Below are 14,560 nucleotides of genomic sequence, written 5' to 3' on the forward strand. Positions count from 1 at the left end.
GGTTACGCGATGTCAGTGAGTCACGGTTTCCAGTTCTTGTTCGGCAGATTGTTGCTGAGCCACTTCCTTGCGCATCTGCTCACAGCCCCACAACACGCGCTCCGGGGTCGCCGGTGCGTCGATGTTCGGCTGCACGCGGTAGTCGGCCAAGCTCGCCACGGCGTCCTTGATCGCACACCAGGCGGCGATGCCGAGCATGAACGGCGGCTCGCCCACGGCCTTGGAATGGAACACCGTGTCCTCCGGGTTCTTGCGGTTTTCCACCAGCTTCACGCGCATGTCCAGCGGCATGTCGGCTACTGCCGGGATCTTGTAGCTGGCCGGGCCGTTGGTCATCAGTTTGCCCTTGGCATTCCACACCAGTTCCTCGGTGGTCAGCCACCCCATGCCCTGGATGAAGCCGCCTTCGACCTGGCCGATGTCGATGGCCGGGTTCAGCGAGTCGCCCACGTCATGCAGGATGTCGGCGCGCAGCATCTTGTACTCGCCGGTCAGGGTGTCGACGATCACTTCCACGCAGGCCGCGCCAAAGGCGAAGTAGTAGAACGGCCGGCCGCGGGCCTGGCTGCGGTCGTAGAAGATTTTCGGCGTGCGGTAGAAGCCGGTGCTCGACAGCGACACCTGGGCGAAGTACGCCTGCTGCACCAGTTGCTCGAAGCTGACGATCTGGTCGCGCACGCGCACATGGCCATTGCGGAACTCGACGTCCTCCTCGGTCACCTGATAGTGCCGCGCGGCGAATTCGGTCAGGCGCTTCTTGAGGATCTCGGCGGCGTTTTGCGCTGCCTTGCCGTTCAGGTCGGCGCCGCTGGAGGCCGCGGTAGGCGAGGTGTTGGGCACCTTGTCGGTGTTGGTGGCGGTGATCTGGATACGGTCGAAATCGACCTGGAAGATCTGCGCGACCACCTGGGCGACTTTGGTATTCAGGCCCTGGCCCATCTCGGTGCCGCCGTGGTTCAGGTGGATGCTGCCGTCGGTGTAGATGTGGATCAGCGCCCCCGCCTGGTTGAGGAAGGTGGCGGTGAACGAAATGCCGAACTTGACCGGGGTCAGCGCCAGGCCCTTCTTGAGGATCGGGCTGTTGGCATTGAACCGGCGGATCGACTCACGGCGTTCGGCGTAATCGCTGCTGGCTTCCAGGTCGGCGGTCATCTCGTCGAGCATGTTGTGCTCGACGGTCTGGTAGTAGTGGGTGACGTTGCGCTCGGTCTTGCCGTAATAGTTGGCTTTGCGCACGGCCAGCGGGTCACGGCCCAGGTGGCGGGCGATGTGGTCCATCACCTGTTCGATGGCGACCATGCCCTGTGGGCCGCCGAAGCCGCGGTAGGCGGTGTTGGAGGCGGTGTTGGTCTTGCAGCGGTGGCCATGCACGGTGGCATCGCCCAGGTAATAGGCGTTGTCGGAGTGGAACATGGCGCGGTCGACGATCGAGCCGGACAGGTCGGGCGAGTAGCCGCAGTTGCCGGCCAGGTCGAAGTTGATGCCGTGCAGGCGGCCGTTGTCATCGAAGCCGACGTCGTACTCGACATAGAACGGGTGACGCTTGCCGGTCATGGTCATGTCTTCGACGCGCGGCAGGCGCATCTTGGTCGGCTGGCCGGTCAGGCGCGCAATGACCGCGCACAGGCAGGCCGGGCTGGCGGCCTGGGTTTCCTTGCCGCCGAAACCACCACCCATGCGGCGCATGTCGAGGACGACCTTGTTCATCGGCACGTCCAGCACCTCGGCCACCAGCTTCTGCACCTCGGTGGGGTTTTGCGTGGAGCAGTAGACGATCATGCCGCCGTCCTCGGTGGGCATCACCGAAGAAATCTGCGTCTCCAGGTAGAAGTGCTCCTGGCCACCGATGTGCAAGGTACCTTGCAGGCGGTGCGGAGCACTGGCCAAGGCCGCGGCCGAGTCGCCGCGTTGGTGGGTGTGGCTGTCGAGCACGAAGTGCTTCTTGCGCAACGCTTCGACCACATCCAGTACCGGCTCCAGGTCTTCGTACTCGACGATGGCCGCCATGGCGGCGCGGCGGGCGGTTTCCAGGTCACGGGCGGCCACGGCGAGCACCGGTTGACCAAAGAACTCGACCTTGTCGATGGCCAGCAGCGGGTCACCGGCTACGACTGGGCCGATGTCCTTGAGGCCCGGGATGTCTTCGTGGGTGATGGCGATGCGCACGCCTTCGAAGGCATAGCACGGCGTGGTGTCGATGCGCAGGATGCGCGCATGGGCACGGTCGGCGGTGCGCGCATAGACGTGCAACTGGTTGGGGAATTCGAGGCGGTCATCGATGTACACCGCTTCGCCGGCCACGTGCTTGTCGGCGCTGTCGTGCTTGACGCTGCGGCCGACCCCGGTGGTCAGGTCCTGGCTGAACAGTTCGGCCATCTCGGCCTGGCTCTTGGCTACGTGATGGTTAGACATAAGCGGTCACCCGGGTTTCGATGTGCGGCGTTTGCTGTTCGATGAAGTACTTGCGCAGCAGGTTCTGCGCGGTCAGCAGGCGGTATTCCTTGCTGGCGCGGAAGTCGCTGAGCGGGGTGAAGTCTTCGGCCAGGGCCTGGCAGGCGCGCTCGATGCTGGTCTGGTTCCAAGGCTTGCCGCGCAGGGCTGCTTCGCAGGCGCGGGCGCGTTTGGGGGTCGCGGCCATGCCACCGAAGGCGATACGCACGCCGCTGACCACGCCGTTCTCGATGCTCAGGTTGAACGCTGCGCACACGGCAGAGATGTCGTCATCCAGGCGCTTGGACACTTTATAGGCGCGGAAGGCCCAATCCTCACTGGCGCGCGGCACGATGATCTTCTCGATGAACTCGCTGTCCTGGCGCGCGGTGATGCGGTAGTCGATGAAGTAATCCTCCAGCGCCAGGGTGCGCTGACGTTCGCCTTGGCGCAGCACCACCTGGGCATCCAGGGCGATCAGCAGGGGCGGCGAGTCACCAATCGGCGACGCGTTGCCGATATTGCCGCCCAGGGTGCCCTGGTTGCGGATCTGCAGCGAGGCGAAGCGGTGCAGCAGGTCGCCGAAATCAGGGTACTCGGCGTTGAGCGCCTCGTAGCAGTCAGTGAGCGGGGTGGCTGCGCCGATTTCCAGGTGGCTGGCGGTTTTGTCGATGCGTTTGAGCTCGGCCACATGGCCGACATAGATCATCACCGGCAGGGTCTTGTGGAACTGGGTCACTTCCAGCGCCAGGTCGGTACCACCGGCCAGCAGACGTGCTTCGGGGTGCGAGCTGTACAGGTCGGCCAGGTCGGCCACGGTCAGCGGCACCAGGCAGCGTTTGTCGCCGCTGTTGAGCTCGCCGGTCTGGGTTGGCGCAATGGCCTTGAGGCGGCTGATGGTTTGGGCTTGCTGGGCGTCGAACTGATCGCGGCAAGGCTGGCGGCAGCTTTGCTCGGCGGCATCGAGGATCGGCCGGTAGCCGGTGCAGCGGCACAGGTTGCCGGCCAAGGCTTCCTGGGCCTGATGCACGTCGGCGCCTTGGCTGTTTTTCTGCAGGGCGAACAGCGACATGACAAAGCCTGGGGTGCAGAAGCCGCATTGCGAGCCATGGCAGTCGGCCATGGCTTTTTGCACGCTGTGCAGTTCACCCTGGTGCTTGAGGCCTTCGACGCTGATCAACTGCTTGCCGTGCAGTGACGAAACGAACGTCAGGCACGCGTTGAGGCTACGGTAGCGCAGGGTATCCTGGCCTTGGTCGTCCTGGGTCAATTCACCGACCACCACGGTGCACGCACCGCAGTCACCGCTGGCGCAGCCTTCCTTGGTGCCGGGTTTGCCCAGGTGCTCGCGCAGGTATTGCAGCACCGTCATGTTCGGGTCCAGGGCGTGCTCATTACGCAGCTCCTGGTTGACGAGAAACTGGATCACGGGGATGGCCTCGCAATGGTTTTATTGTTGTTGGGCGGACAATAAGCAGACCTGACGAACTGGTCAATATTTTTCTGACTCAAAGGTCAGGAAAATGCGTATGTCTACACCCGGCCGAACACATTGCCCATATCACAAGCATAGATCGCGCCGTGCAGGCAGCTGCCTGGCAGGCCAAATAAAGCGCAAGGCCCCTCTGCGCGAGTGCGGGGCAAGTACGCTACAATCCGCCCCTTGTGCCCAGTTCAATGATTTTGAAGGAAAACCATGACGTTCAAGGCCCCGGACAGCCTCTCCGAGCAGATTGCCGATTACCTGGCCGAACGCATTATTCGCGGCGAGCTGGCGCCGGGCGAGCGCATTCAGGAGCAGAAGGTTACCCAGGCGCTTAATGTCAGCCGCGGCTCGGTGCGTGAAGCGCTGTTGATCCTCGAGCGTCGGCATCTGGTAGCGATCTTGCCGCGTCGCGGTGCGCATGTGACCAAGTTGGACGAGCGCAGTGTGCGCAGCCTGTGCAACTTGATGGGTGAGTTCTACATCCTGCTGGGCAACGCCGTTGCACAAAAATGGCGCCTGGAGGCCGACTTGCGCCCGTTTCTGGAGATCCAGCAGCGCTTGCAGCATGCCCGCGACCAGCAAGACATCAAGGCCTTCGTCGCCGAAAGCTTCGCCGTCATGCGGGCTGCCTACCCGTTCGCCGACAACCCGTACCTGCAGGAAACCGTCGAAAACCTGCAGCCGGCCATGAGCCGCGCCTACTACCTGGCCCTGGACCAACGCCAGGCCAGCACGGACGACTACCTGGAGCTGTTCGCGCGCCTGCTCGAGGCCGTGGTCGCCCGCGACCTGCCGCGCATTCGCGAGGTGCTCACCGCCTATTGCCAGCGCAGCTGTGAGCTGGTGCTGGCGGCGTTGGCCCGGGCCTGACGATGCGCCTCAAGTGCATTCGCCTGGCCGGGTTCAAGTCGTTCGTCGACCCCACCACGGTCAACTTCCCCAGCAACATGGCGGCCGTGGTAGGCCCCAACGGTTGCGGCAAATCCAACATCATCGACGCGGTGCGCTGGGTGATGGGCGAGAGTTCGGCGAAGAACCTGCGTGGCGAGTCGATGACCGACGTCATCTTCAACGGCTCTACCAGCCGCAAACCGGTCAGCCAGGCCAGTATCGAGCTGGTGTTCGACAACAGCGACAACACCTTGGTCGGGGAGTACGCGGCTTACGCTGAAATTTCCATCCGCCGCAAGGTGACCCGCGACGCGCAGAACAGCTATTACCTCAACGGCGCAAAATGCCGTCGCCGGGACATCACCGATATTTTCCTTGGCACCGGCCTTGGGCCGCGCAGCTACTCGATCATCGAGCAGGGCATGATCTCCAAGCTGATCGAAGCCAAGCCCGAAGAGCTGCGCAACTTCATTGAAGAAGCGGCGGGCATCTCCAAGTACAAGGAGCGCCGCCGCGAGACCGAGAACCGCATCCGCCGCACTCAGGAAAACCTGGCGCGCTTGACCGACTTGCGTGACGAGCTCGAACGCCAGCTCGAGCGCCTGCACCGTCAGGCCCAGGCAGCCGAAAAGTACCGTGAGTACAAGGCCCAGGAACGCCAGCTGAAAGCCCGCTTGTCGGCCCTGCGCTGGCGCGACCTGGACGAACGCGTACGCCAGCGCGAGGCGGTGATCGGTGATCAGGACGTGTCCCACGAGGCCTTGGTGGCCGAGCAGCGCAACGCCGACGCGAGTATCGAGCGCCTGCGCGATGGCCACCACGAATTGTCCGAGCGCTTCAACCAGGTGCAGGGCCGCTTCTATTCAGTAGCGGGCGATATTGCCCGGGTCGAGCAGAGCATCCAGCACGGCCAGCAGCGCCTTCGCCAGTTGCAGGACGACTTCAAGGAAGCTGAGCGCACGCGCTTGGAGACCGAGTCCCACCTGGGCCATGACCGCACTTTGCTGGCCACCCTCGGCGAAGAGCTGGCCATGCTCGAGCCCGAACAGGAAATGACCCTGGCGGCCGCCGAAGAAGCCGCTGCCACCCTCGAAGAAGCCGAGCTGGGCATGCACGGCTGGCAAGAACAATGGGACACCTTCAACACCCGCTCCGCCGAGCCCCGCCGTCAGGCTGAAGTGCAACAGTCCCGCCTGCAGCAGCTTGAAGCCAGCCTGGAACGCTTGTCGGAGCGCCAGCGCAAGCTGGGTGAAGAACGCGACCTGTTAGGTGCCGAGCCGCAGGACGCGGCCCTGGTCGAGTTGTCCGAGCAGTTGGCCAGCAGCGAGATGCTGCTCGAAACGTTGCAACTGTCCGAAGAGCAAGTGGTCGAGCAACTCGAAGGCACGCGCGAGCAATTGCAGCATGCCACCCAGGCGCAACAACAGGCGCAGGGTGACCTGCAGCGCCTGGGCGGGCGGTTGGCATCGCTGGAGGCCTTGCAGCAGGCCGCGCTAGAACCTGGCGTGGGTGCCGCAGACTGGTTGCGCGAGCAGGGCCTGGCACAGCGCCCGCGCCTGGCCGAAGGGCTGCGGGTCGAGCCGGGCTGGGAGCTGGCCGTGGAGACGGTGCTTGGCGCCGATCTGCAGGCCGTGCTGGTTGATGATTTCAACAACCTGGCTTTTGCCGACCTGGAGCAAGGCGAGTTGCGCTTGCTGCTGGCAAGCGGCGAGGGTGCGCGGCTGGCGGGCAGCCTGCTGGACAAAGTCGAAGGGCGTACTGACCTGACCCCCTGGCTGGGGCAGGTCAAACCGGTCGATGACCTGGCCCAAGCGCTGGCACTGCGTGCGACCCTGGCTGAAGGGCAAAGCCTGGTTAGCCGCGATGGTTATTGGGTTGGCCGGCATTTTTTGCGGGTCAGCCGAGGCGGCGAGGCCGAAGGTGGGGTGTTGGCCCGTGGCCAGGAAATCGAGCGCCTGGGCCAGCAACAGCTGGAGCAGGAAGCCGCCCTGGAGCACCTTGAGCAACAGCTTCAAGATGTGCGCGAGCAGCAATTGGGCCTGGAAGAACAGCGCGAGCAACTGCGCCGCCGCACCCAGGAAGAAAGCCGCCAGCACGGCGAGCTCAAGGCCAGCCTGTCGGCCAGCCGGGCCCGTGCCGAGCAAGTCGAATTGCGTCGCCGCCGCCTGCACGAAGAGCTGACCGAGCTGCAAGAACAGCGCGCCCTGGAGCACGAGCAACTGGGTGAGGCGCGGTTGGTGCTGCAAGAAGCCTTGGACCTGATGGCCCAGGACACCGAGCAGCGCGAACAGTTGATGGCTCGCCGCGATACCCTGCGCGAAGGCCTTGACCGCATCCGTCAGGAGGCCCGCCAGCACAAGGACCACGCCCACCAGTTGGCCGTGCGCCTAGGCTCGCTGCGTGCCCAGCACGACTCCACCCATCAGGCCCTGGAGCGCCTGGAGCAGCAGGCAGCACGCCTGACCGAGCGCCAGGAGCAACTGAGCCTGAACCTGGAGGAGGGCGCAGCGCCCCTCGAAGAGCTGCGCCTCAAGCTCGAAGAGCTGCTGGAGCGGCGCATGAGCGTCGACGAAGAAATGCGCCAGGCGCGCCTGCACATGGACGAAGCCGACCGCGCCCTGCGCGACGCGGAAAAACGCCGCACCCAAGCCGAGCAGCAAGCCCAACTGCTGCGTGGCCAGCTGGAGCAGCTACGCCTGGAATGCCAGGGCCTGGATGTGCGGCGCAAGACCCTGCAGGAACAACTGCTGGCCGACGGCTACGACCTGCAAGGCGTGCTTGCCACCCTTGAAGCCGACGCCACCGAACAGAGCACCGAACAGGCGCTGGAGCAGACCGAGGCGCGTATCCAGCGCCTGGGCGCGATCAACCTGGCGGCCATCGAAGAGTACGAGCAGCAGTCCGAGCGCAAGCGCTACCTGGACGCCCAGAACGCCGACTTGGTCGAAGCACTGGAGACGCTGGAAAACGTCATCCGCAAGATCGACAAGGAAACGCGCAACCGCTTCAAAGATACCTTTGATCAGATAAATGCCGGATTACAGGCACTTTTTCCAAAAGTTTTCGGTGGTGGCAGCGCTTATCTGGAACTGACAGGCGAAGATCTACTCGATACAGGGGTAACGATCATGGCGCGACCCCCGGGCAAGAAGAACAGCACCATCCATCTGCTGTCCGGTGGCGAGAAGGCACTGACCGCCCTGGCGCTGGTGTTCGCCATTTTCAAGTTGAACCCCGCACCGTTCTGCATGCTCGACGAAGTCGATGCGCCGCTGGACGATGCCAACGTCGGGCGTTACGCCCGGCTGGTGAAGGAAATGAGTGAAAGCGTGCAGTTCATCTACATCACCCATAACAAGATTGCCATGGAGATGGCGGATCAATTGATGGGGGTGACGATGCATGAGCCGGGCTGCTCACGCCTCGTTGCAGTGGATGTGGAGGAGGCGATGGCCATGGTCGACGCCTGATGCGCGAAGATAGGGCACATTCTGTAGCGAAATGGCCCCGCCATGTGCGACAGACGGTGTAAAGTTGTCTTTGGTCGTGCTAGCTTAATGTCACTCGTTTTTTGCGTGGGTAAAACGCCTGTCAGAACATAGAGTTGGCGCCACGTGTTAAAGGGCTTTGAACCCTTTGTTTTCAAGCATATTTTTATAGAGGCACGGGATTACATGGAAATCGGTCTGCGCGAGTGGCTGATCCTCATCGGCATCATTGTCATTGCCGGTATTCTTTTCGACGGCTGGCGCCGCATGCGCGGCGGGAAAGGCAAGTTGAAATTCCGTCTGGACCGCAGTTATTCCAATGTCCCCGACGAAGAGGGCGGCGCCGAAGTGCTCGGCCCATCGCGGGTATTGGATAACCACAAGGAGCCAGAACTGGACGAGAGCGACCTGCCCTCGCTCAGTGCGTCGTCGCGCGATCGCGAACGCGAGCCCAAGCCAGTCAAGGCCAGCAAGCGTGGCAAGCGCGCCGCAGAAGTGCCCCAAGGTGACCTGAACCTGGTCGCAGAGGCGCGCGAGCCTGATCTGTTCGCCGATGCCGATGATGATTTTGCCGCCGACAACAACCGCAACAGCGGTGCGTCGTCCAGCAACAACACGGTCAAGGAACTGCCTCCCGCTGAAGAGGTGCTGGTGATCAGCGTCATCTCCCGCGACGAGGGTGGTTTCAAGGGCCCGGCACTGCTGCAGAACATTCTCGAGAGCGGCCTGCGTTTTGGCGAGATGGACATCTTCCACCGCCACGAGAGCATGGCCGGCCACGGCGAAGTGCTGTTCTCCATGGCCAACGCCGTGAAGCCCGGTATTTTCGACCTGGACGACATCGACCACTTCAGCACCCGTGCGGTGAGCTTCTTCCTGGGGCTGCCAGGCCCGCGTCACCCTAAGCAGGCCTTCGACGTGATGGTCGCGGCGGCGCGCAAATTGGCCCATGAGCTCAATGGCGAACTCAAGGACGACCAGCGCAGCGTGCTGACCGCCCAGACCATCGAGCACTACCGCCAGCGCATCGTCGAGTTCGAGCGCCGCGCGCTGACCCAGAAACGCTGATAGATCCAGACGAAAGAGCAGCCTGCGGGGCGTGCTGGCCGGTTCGGGCTCCTAGGTTGTCTGATCTGGCCCCTTCGCGGGTAAACCCGCTCCCACAGGTACCCCACTGTTTTTGAACCCAGTGGCGTACCTGTGGGAGCGGGTTTACCCGCGAAGGGGCCAGGCCAGGGATAAAGGATCCAGGGCCCCAGGCAACGTCCCTCAGGCTGCTCTTTTGCTTTGCAAGAGAAGACAAACGAATGACCGCCGAATCCCGAATCCACGCCCTGCGCGCCGAGCTCGACCAGCATAACTACCGCTACTACGTGCTCGATGAGCCCAGCGTGCCCGATGCTGAATACGACCGCCTGTTCAATGAGCTCAAGGCGCTGGAAGCCGAACACCCGCACCTGGTAACGCCTGACTCGCCAACCCAGCGCGTCGGCGGCCAGGCCCTGGCTGCATTCAGCCAGGTGCGCCACGAAGTGCCCATGCTCAGCCTGGGTAACGCCTTCGAAGAAGCTGACCTGCGTGAATTCGGCCGCCGTGTGGTCGATGGCCTCGATCAGCCGGGTGCGGTCGACTACAGCTGCGAACCCAAACTCGATGGCCTGGCGGTAAGCCTGCTGTACCGCGATGGCCAATTGGTGCAAGGCGCCACCCGTGGCGATGGCACCACCGGCGAAGACATCAGTGCCAACGTGCGCACCGTGCGCAACATCCCGCTCAAGCTGCAGGGCGAAGGTTGGCCCGCGGTGCTGGAGGTGCGTGGCGAGGTGTACATGAGCAAGGCCGGTTTTGATCGGCTCAATGCCGCCCAGGCAGAAGCGGGTGGCAAAACCTTCGCCAACCCGCGCAACGCCGCCGCCGGCAGCCTGCGCCAATTGGATTCGAAAATCACCGCCAGCCGCCCGCTGGAGTTCTGCTGCTATGGCGTAGGGCAGGTGTCCGCAAGCATCGGCGACAGCCACATTGGCATCCTTGAGCAACTCAAGGCCTGGGGCCTGCCGATCAGCCGTGAGCTACGGCATGCCGCCGGCATCGAAGAGTGCCTGGCGTATTACCGCGACATCGGCGAGCGCCGTAACAGCCTGCCGTACGAGATCGACGGCGTGGTGTTCAAGGTCAACAGCTTGGCGTCTCAGCGTGAACTGGGCTTCCGCGCCCGCGAGCCGCGTTGGGCGATTGCCCACAAGTTCCCGGCCATGGAAGAGCTGACCGAGGTGCTGGATGTGGAATTCCAGGTGGGGCGTACCGGGGCGGTGACGCCTGTGGCACGCCTGAAGCCTGTCAAAGTGGCCGGCGTGACCGTGTCCAACGCCACCCTGCACAACATGGACGAAATCGCCCGCCTGGGCCTGCGCATTGGCGACACGGTGATCATCCGCCGTGCTGGCGACGTGATCCCGCAAGTCATGCAAGTGGTGCTCGAGCGCCGCCCCGAAGATGCCCGCCCGGTTGAAGTGCCGAGCGCATGCCCGGTGTGTGGCTCGCAGGTCGAGCGCACGCAGCTGGTCAAACGCAGCAAAGGCAAGGAAACCACCAGTGAAGGCGCGGTGTACCGGTGCGTCGGTCGCCTGGCCTGTGGCGCCCAACTCAAACAGGCGATCATCCACTACGTTTCGCGCCGCGCGATGGATATCGACGGCCTGGGCGAAAAGAGCGTCGAGCAGTTGGTGGATGAAGGGCTGATCGGCTCGCCAGCAGACCTGTACAAGCTTCAGTTCGACCAGATCGTCGGGCTGGAAGGGTTTGCCGAAGTTTCCAGCAAGAAGCTGCTGGATGCCATCGAAGCCAGCAAGCGCCCGAGCCTGGCGCGCTTCATCTACGCCCTAGGCATTCCGGATGTGGGTGAGGAAACCGCCAAGGTCCTGGCGCGCTCGCTGGGCAGCTTGGCGCGGGTGCAGCAGGCGCTGCCACAGGTGCTGACCTACCTGCCAGACATCGGGCTTGAAGTGGCATACGAAATCCACAACTTCTTCGAAGACGAGCACAACCGCAAAGTCATCGAGCAACTGCTCGCCTGCGGCATGCAGTTGCAGGACGAAGGCGACTTGGCCGCTGAGTTCGCCGCCAGCACCACCCTGGCCGGCATGATTGCCAAGCTCGACATCGCCTCGGTCGGCCCGACCGGCGCTGAGAAGCTGGTGGCCAAGCTCGACAGCCTGGAAAAGATCATCGCCGCCGACGGTATCGACCTGCGCCAGGCCCTGGCCGCCAAGCAGGCCGAGGCCGTGCGCGAGTTCTTCAAGGACGAAGCGAACCAGAAGCTGGCGCGGGACATCGAAGCCCAGTTGCTGGCGTTCGGCATGCACTGGAACAGCGAGAAGAAAGTCGCCGAAGGCCTGCCTTTGGCCGGGCAGACCTGGGTGTTGACCGGCACCCTGGAGCGCATGAGCCGCGACATTGCCAAAGACAAACTGGAAAGCCTAGGCGCCAAGGTGGCAGGTTCCGTTTCCGGCAAGACCCACTGCGTGGTCGCCGGCCCTGGCGCGGGCTCCAAGCTGGCCAAGGCCAGTGAGCTGGGTGTGAAGGTGCTGGACGAAGACGCGTTCATCGCCTTCCTGGCGGAGCAGGGCATCGCAATCTGACCCACCTTTAAACAAGTCATTGAGAAATGATGACTTTTTCTCCCCTCAGAGGTTGTAACTTCGCCTCAGACCGGTACAATGGCGCGGCTCGCTGCTTAGCGAGTTGCGTCAGTGGTGGCCCCATCGGTCCCCCCGCATTGATTACCCGTTAACCTGGTCAGGCCCGGAAGGGAGCAGCCATAGCGGGAACATCGAGTGCCGGGGTGTGGCTGGTGGGGCTGCCTCCATTCTTTAAGTCCTTGAGCTCTCAAGGATCTCTCGTTCAAAACTACCTCTTAGTCAATGTGCGAAAGCGCATGACGTCTCGACGTTTCTACCTCTGCTCTGTGAGAATGCCAGAAGGCCATACCGCCTCCAGAACGGACGCTGCGCCATGGACAGCCTTCCTACCCTCGAAACCTCGCGCCTGATACTCACGCCGTTGCAGCTTGGCGACGCACCCGCTATTCAGCAGCTGTTCCCGCACTGGGACATTGTCCGCTACCTGGACAGCCGCGTGCCATGGCCCTATCCCGAAGACGGCGCACTCGTATACGTGCGAGACATCGCATTGCCTGCCATGAACGCTGGCTGCGAATGGCACTGGATGATCCGCCTGAAAACCGCGCCAACGCAGGTTATCGGCAGCATCAGCCTCTATGACCAGCCGGGTAACAACCGTGGCTTCTGGCTCGCACCTGCATGGCAAAAAAACGGCTACATCCGCGAGGCTTGCGTGGTCATCAACGACTATTGGTTCGAGACGCTTGGGCGTTGCGTCATGCAGGTGCCCAAGGCGGCGAGCAATGACAGGTCGCGCAGTGTTTCCCTGCACGAAGGCATGCGCCTGGTCGGGACTGAGCCGGGGCATTTCGTCTGTGGCGCCGTGCTCAAAGAGATCTGGGAGTTGAGCCGCGATCAGTGGCGTCAAAGGGTGGCGGTCGTTTAGGTACTGAAGTGACGATCTCAACGTCAGCAAATGCATGCCTTTGCCAGTGCCTTGCCGTGATAGAAAGCAGTACCTTTCAGCAAGGACTGCTTACATGAAGTCGTCTGTACCCCCGCCACGGTTTCAGCACTTTACCGTGTTCTGCATCGCCTGTTTCCTACTGTCCATCAGCTATGGCACGACGTTTCTGCTCTCTATGCTGGTGCAGGCGTTGGGCGGCACTGCGAGCGATGCAGGGCGGGTATTTGCAGTCGCGATGCTCAGTACGCTGCTGTCTGTGGTGGGCTCGGGGCATCTGTTGCAGCGCGTTGGCGCTGCTCGCGCTATCGCTGTCGGGGCGTTCTGCCTGGTCGTGGCGTCAGTGGGTTTTGCCGTGGTGCCCGGCCTGGGCGGCGCGTTGTTGGCGTGTGGCTTGATGCTTGGGGTTGGTTGGGGGCTCTTCTACACGGTAGGGCCGATCATGGTTGCTCAAATGGTCGAGCCATCACGCCGCACGCACTGTTTTGCATTGCTCTCCGGCAGCATGTTGACTGGCATAGGTACCGGGCCATTACTGGGTAAGTTCGCGGCCTTCGTGGCGCTGCCTACCCAGCTCGCTTTTTGGGTGGCGGCGTGTGCTGCAGGTTTGGCGGGGTTGTACTTTGCTTGGCTTGGTTCGACTTCGCTGGGGCAACGATCGGCTGAGAAGGTGCAGATCGGTTTGGTGTCCGCGCTCAAGGTGATGCGTTCACGTTCGGGCTTGTCGATTTTGATGGTAGGGCTGGGTGGGGCGATTTTCGGCACGATGGGCAGTTTCCAGACCAGCTATGCCGACCGCCTCGGGCTTGATTACTCGATCTTCTTCATTGGCTTCATGGGCGCTGCGATCGCCTGCAGGCTCTTGCTGGCCGGCTGGGTTGTGAAGCAACCGCCGCTGGCGACTTCGTGGGTTTTAACCTTGATCATGGCCACTGCTGTAGTGGGCTTTGATCAATGGGTGCACAGCGCCGAACGCTATCTGGCGATGGCCATGCTGTTGGGCGTGGGTTATGGCTTGAACTACTCGGTAATCAACGGGCTGGCTGCCAATGAGGCGCCAGCGGGCCTTACCGCGCAAGCACTGCTGCTGTTCAGCCTGTCGTATTTCATCGGTGTGTTCGGGTTCCCCTTCGTAGCCAGTCAATTGATCACGCAGCTAGGCATCAGTGCGATGATGTTGAGCATTGAGGGCGTTGCGCTTTTGGTTGTAGGGCTAAGTACGGCGAGGTGGCTGGCTTCGCGTTTTTCCAGGCCCGCCCTGGTGTAGGTGCTTTTCCCCCAACGCCCCGGCGGCTGACAGCTTCATCAAGCGCTGAAATTTCGGACACGCCAGGTGATCGTCCTCCGGGCACTGCGATGCATGCCGCAGCCCCTTGCTCATTGCTTGCAAGCGCTTGACCCGTGCATCGATTTCGTCCGCTTTAGCTATCAGCATTTGCCGATCGACCTGCAGGTCCGCCAGCATCGCGCCCACTTCATCCAGGGAAAAGCCTGCGGCCTGGCCTAGGGCAATCAGTGCCAGCCGGTCCGCCACGTCGGCAGCAAACTGCCGCCGCTGGCCGCGGCCGGCGAGGGACTTGAGCAAGCCTTTCTTTTCGTAATAGCGCAGCGTTGATGCGGGTACGCCTGTGCGCTTGGCGACATCGGCAATGTCCATTCTAGGCCTTGACTTGAAGTTGAC

9 protein-coding genes and 1 other RNA gene are annotated in these 14,560 nt (G+C 62.7%); 7 read left to right on the forward strand and 3 right to left on the reverse strand.

All coding sequences use genetic code 11. The annotated features are described in order from the left end of the window. Positions 1-12: 12 nt before the first annotated feature. Positions 13-2,412, reverse strand: a complete 2,400-nt coding sequence (xdhB, locus tag GIB19_RS20365; protein WP_099428686.1) for a xanthine dehydrogenase molybdopterin binding subunit — start codon at positions 2,410-2,412, stop codon at positions 13-15. Next, entirely contained in the window at positions 2,405-3,859 is a 1,455-nt protein-coding gene (xdhA, locus tag GIB19_RS20370; RefSeq protein WP_274887814.1) for a xanthine dehydrogenase small subunit, read from the reverse strand. The genes xdhB and xdhA overlap by 8 nt, the downstream gene beginning before the upstream one ends. Positions 3,860-4,126: 267 nt before the next feature. Here xdhA and GIB19_RS20375 point away from each other — a divergent pair, with 267 nt between their 5' ends. From GIB19_RS20375 to GIB19_RS20405, 7 genes are all read left to right on the forward strand, one after another. After that, the gene (locus tag GIB19_RS20375; RefSeq protein ID WP_027592947.1) at positions 4,127-4,786 is read left to right on the forward strand and encodes a GntR family transcriptional regulator; all 660 of its coding nucleotides are present in this window, start codon (positions 4,127-4,129) and stop codon (positions 4,784-4,786) included. Between the two features lie 2 nt (positions 4,787-4,788). Further along, positions 4,789-8,277: a chromosome segregation protein SMC gene (smc, locus tag GIB19_RS20380; RefSeq protein ID WP_099428688.1), complete on the forward strand. Its 3,489-nt coding sequence runs from the start codon at positions 4,789-4,791 to the stop codon at positions 8,275-8,277. Positions 8,278-8,481: 204 nt separating this feature from the next. Beyond that, a complete protein-coding gene (gene zipA / locus GIB19_RS20385; RefSeq protein WP_085272534.1) occupies positions 8,482-9,363 on the forward strand; it encodes a cell division protein ZipA in 882 nt (293 codons plus the stop codon). 239 nt (positions 9,364-9,602) lie between these two features. Then, positions 9,603-11,933 carry an NAD-dependent DNA ligase LigA gene (gene ligA, locus GIB19_RS20390; RefSeq protein WP_085272535.1) on the forward strand — a complete coding sequence of 777 codons (2,331 nt, stop codon included), beginning with the start codon at positions 9,603-9,605 and terminating at the stop codon, positions 11,931-11,933. 121 nt (positions 11,934-12,054) lie between these two features. Beyond that, an RNA gene (gene ffs, locus GIB19_RS20395) (signal recognition particle sRNA small type) lies at positions 12,055-12,151 on the forward strand. A 155-nt stretch (positions 12,152-12,306) separates the two neighbouring features. After that, positions 12,307-12,861: a GNAT family N-acetyltransferase gene (locus GIB19_RS20400; RefSeq protein WP_274887815.1), complete on the forward strand. Its 555-nt coding sequence runs from the start codon at positions 12,307-12,309 to the stop codon at positions 12,859-12,861. A 94-nt stretch (positions 12,862-12,955) separates the two neighbouring features. Further along, positions 12,956-14,146, forward strand: coding sequence for an MFS transporter (locus GIB19_RS20405; protein WP_274887816.1), 1,191 nt, complete (start codon positions 12,956-12,958; stop codon positions 14,144-14,146). Here the strand turns inward: GIB19_RS20405 and GIB19_RS20410 are convergent. Then, entirely contained in the window at positions 14,093-14,536 is a 444-nt protein-coding gene (locus tag GIB19_RS20410; RefSeq protein WP_099428691.1) for a helix-turn-helix domain-containing protein, read from the reverse strand. The genes GIB19_RS20405 and GIB19_RS20410 overlap by 54 nt on opposite strands. Positions 14,537-14,560 lie beyond the last annotated feature (24 nt).

The sequence above is a fragment of the Pseudomonas sp. ITEM 17296 genome, from assembly GCF_028895205.1.
Taxonomy (GTDB): Bacteria; Pseudomonadota; Gammaproteobacteria; order Pseudomonadales; family Pseudomonadaceae; genus Aquipseudomonas; species Aquipseudomonas kermanshahensis.

Excerpts from the sequence above, each read along its gene's own strand:
- GIB19_RS20405 (WP_274887816.1), top strand. The coding sequence starts at position 12,956 with ATGAAGTCGTCTGTACCCCCGCCACGGTTTCAGCACTTTACCGTGTTC.
- zipA (WP_085272534.1), top strand. The coding sequence starts at position 8,482 with ATGGAAATCGGTCTGCGCGAGTGGCTGATCCTCATCGGCATCATTGTC.
- GIB19_RS20400 (WP_274887815.1), top strand. The coding sequence starts at position 12,307 with ATGGACAGCCTTCCTACCCTCGAAACCTCGCGCCTGATACTCACGCCG.
- xdhB (WP_099428686.1), bottom strand. The coding sequence starts at position 2,412 with ATGTCTAACCATCACGTAGCCAAGAGCCAGGCCGAGATGGCCGAACTG.
- ligA (WP_085272535.1), top strand. The coding sequence starts at position 9,603 with ATGACCGCCGAATCCCGAATCCACGCCCTGCGCGCCGAGCTCGACCAG.
- GIB19_RS20375 (WP_027592947.1), top strand. The coding sequence starts at position 4,127 with ATGACGTTCAAGGCCCCGGACAGCCTCTCCGAGCAGATTGCCGATTAC.
- smc (WP_099428688.1), top strand. The coding sequence starts at position 4,789 with ATGCGCCTCAAGTGCATTCGCCTGGCCGGGTTCAAGTCGTTCGTCGAC.
- GIB19_RS20410 (WP_099428691.1), bottom strand. The coding sequence starts at position 14,536 with ATGGACATTGCCGATGTCGCCAAGCGCACAGGCGTACCCGCATCAACG.